Below are 1,595 nucleotides of genomic sequence, written 5' to 3'. Positions count from 1 at the left end.
GTATTCAATACTCCTGTTCAGGTATACCGAATTGACCCCCATCATATAACGGCGAAAGAAAATCCGATCGAGGAAGAAAAAATGTACAAGCAGGATTCTGTGGACCGTAACACGCATCAGAACGATTAGGAGAGTGAATATGAATTCAACATCATCTTCGCTGCGAAGCCGTGATTTGATATCTCCCACCATAGCTGCTTTAATATCTGTCATTGTCAACTATGGTGGGACGTTTATTCTCGTTTTTCRGGCAGCAAAAGTAGCGGGTTTGAGTCCTGAAATGACCGCTTCATGGGTATTGTCGATTTCAGTTGGTGTGGGGGTAACTGGTATTTGGCTAAGCTATCGATACCGTGAACCGATTATTACGGCTTGGTCAACACCAGGTGTAGCTTTTCTCGTTTCAGCATTAGCGGTAACCCCCTATGCTGAAGTTATTGGCGCTTACATCATCTCTGCTTTAGGGTTTATTGTTTTAGGGGTATCGGGAATGTTCGAGCGTTTCGTCCGGCTTATTCCTTCAGGCATTGCTTCTGGTCTGCTGGCAGGTATTTTATTGCAGTTTGGCATTTCAGCCTTCGGTGGTGCAAAAATTGACCCTTTGCTTGTAATTGTCCTATTTGCTGCTTATGTAATATTAAAAAGGTTTACGTCCCGTTATGCTATCGTCGGTATTTTAGTAATCGGACTTATTTACTTGATTAGTGTGGAGAATGTAGATTTCAGCAATATCAAATTAGCAATCGCTTCACCGATATTCGTCGTTCCGGAGTTTTCATTCCATACTTTATTGAGCGTCGCATTGCCACTGTTCATTATTACTTTGACGGGACAATATATGCCTGGAATGCTAGTGTTGCGAAATGATGGATTTAAAACTAGCGCGAATTCGATTTTGACAGTAACGGGTTTGGGCTCACTCCTTGCAGCGCCTTTCGGCTCGCATGCTTTTAATATAGCAGCCATTACTGCGGCGATTTGTACAGGTAAAGATGCGCATGAGGATTCAACAAAACGTTACATTGCTGGTGTTGCCTGTGGCATTTTTTACATTGTTGTCGGCATATTTGGTGTGACGCTGGCTGCTCTGTTTCTGATTCTTCCAGCCACCTTCATCGCGACGTTAGCGGGATTGGCATTGCTCGGAACAATTGGCGGAAGCCTTGCCACCGCTTTAACTGATCCCAAGGGACGTGAGACAGCTCTGATAACTTTTTTAGCAACGGCAGCAAATGTTACATTACTTGGTGTTGGCGGTGCATTCTGGGGTCTTGTTGCAGGTTTGGCCGCACATATTTTGATGCATGGACAATTTCGCCAAAAACAATGCAGGTTGAGCGGAATACAACAAGCTGAACAGAAATAATATGAGGCACGCCGAATAACACATGGGAACAGATCAAGACTAAAGCTTAACTGGAGATGCTCGAATTATAGAAGCATCTCCGCAAGACGGTAAATCCCTGTTTCTATTGCTGCTTCATCTACTTTAGCAAAGCCCAACACCCACCCTCTTCGATTACTTTTCAAACAATAATTGCTAAGCGGATAAACACGTATTCCCTTTTCTAGCGCTTGGTTCGTAACGGCTTCTT

General features: G+C 43.8%; 1 protein-coding gene and 1 pseudogene. One reads left to right on the top strand and one right to left on the bottom strand.

Annotated features, from left to right (window positions below; translation table 11 throughout):
• The first annotated feature begins 139 nt into the window (after positions 1 to 139).
• Positions 140 to 1,366 carry a benzoate/H(+) symporter BenE family transporter gene (locus tag AC1DWB_RS34780; RefSeq protein WP_477545634.1) on the top strand — a complete coding sequence of 409 codons (1,227 nt, stop codon included), beginning with the start codon at positions 140 to 142 and terminating at the stop codon, positions 1,364 to 1,366.
• A 65-nt stretch (positions 1,367 to 1,431) separates the two neighbouring features.
• Here AC1DWB_RS34780 and AC1DWB_RS34775 read toward each other — a convergent pair.
• A pseudogene (locus AC1DWB_RS34775) lies at positions 1,432 to 1,595 on the bottom strand (MocR-like pyridoxine biosynthesis transcription factor PdxR); the annotation flags it as partial.

The organism is Paenibacillus sp. P4_E11, assembly GCF_056401635.1.
This window is presented reverse-complemented; position numbering and strand designations above follow the sequence as displayed.